Source organism: Lacinutrix mariniflava (assembly GCF_001418015.1).
Lineage (GTDB): Bacteria > Bacteroidota > Bacteroidia > Flavobacteriales > Flavobacteriaceae > Lacinutrix > Lacinutrix mariniflava.
On record NZ_LIQG01000009.1, the window covers coordinates 1 to 1,008 of the forward strand.

The following is a 1,008-nucleotide window of genomic DNA, read 5'->3' on the forward strand; positions in this document are numbered from 1 at the left end:
GTGGTTTTGTATGCGAGGATTTTCCGCAGGAAAATCAGACGTAACAAAAGCTCACGAACTCTTGATTAAGAACTAAACTAAGCATTATTTTTATACTGTGTTGTGCATAGTTTTTATTATTTCAATAGTTTTTCTGTTCTGTTCATCATCTTTGGATATTCTTTGACAAATTTAATTAAGACAGAATCTCCTAATTTTATTTTTTCAAATTCTCGCGAATCAGGTATTGTTAATTGTGATTCATATTTTAAGTCATTATGGCTAAATTCAGTTATCAAGTAAGGTGATGTTTTCGCACCATACTTTTTTTCGATTACAATTCCATTTGTTAAGATTCCATCATTGTCAATCCGGTTTTGAACTCGAGAACCATTAAAATAAAGGATTAAAAAAAAAGATAAGCCTAAAATTATTGATAGTTTTTTTATCAATTCCCTTTTCTCTTTTGCTAGTATTTCAGTCAGAAATCCGAAAAAAATGGCTGTATTAGCTAAATGACAAAGTCCTAGTGTAACAAAGAATTCCATAAATTTTAATTCTTTGTACCAATAAAAATATAGAGCTATTTCTAAACTAATTATCCGTTAAAGTTGATTTTACCTAGCAATAAAAAAATTAACTTTATAGTTATAACAGTAATTCTAAACTAAATTATATTTCTGTAGTTACAGGAATTAAAAAACAATTATATATGAAAAAATTAGCAACGCTGGTTTTCGTTTCTGTTTTGGGAGGTGCAATTACCCTAGGAACATACAAAACCTTTCTTGAAAAAGAAGAACAAGCAATTGTGCAAGCAGAACAAATAACTCAACCTGTTTTTCAACCAGTAAGTTATAAGACTACCAATACTAATTTAGGTGCTATTGAAGGTATCGATTTTACAACTGCTGCAGAGAAAACATTAGATGCTGTAGTACACGTAAAAAACATTACACTTAATACGTCTCAACCTTCTATGCGTGATTTAATGCGTGGTAATGTTCAACAACGTAAACAATTATACTA

At 29.4% G+C, this 1,008-nt stretch carries 1 protein-coding gene and 1 pseudogene; one reads left to right on the forward strand and one right to left on the reverse strand.

Annotated elements, in window-relative coordinates; genetic code table 11:
- Window positions 1–116: 116 nt before the first annotated feature.
- A complete protein-coding gene (locus tag ASC44_RS00070; protein WP_055445596.1) occupies window positions 117–527 on the reverse strand; it encodes a hypothetical protein in 411 nt (136 codons plus the stop codon).
- A 164-nt stretch (window positions 528–691) separates the two neighbouring features.
- On the opposite strand from ASC44_RS00070, the pseudogene ASC44_RS00075 reads away from it, so the two are divergent.
- Window positions 692–1,008: pseudogene (locus ASC44_RS00075) on the forward strand (serine protease); the annotation flags it as partial.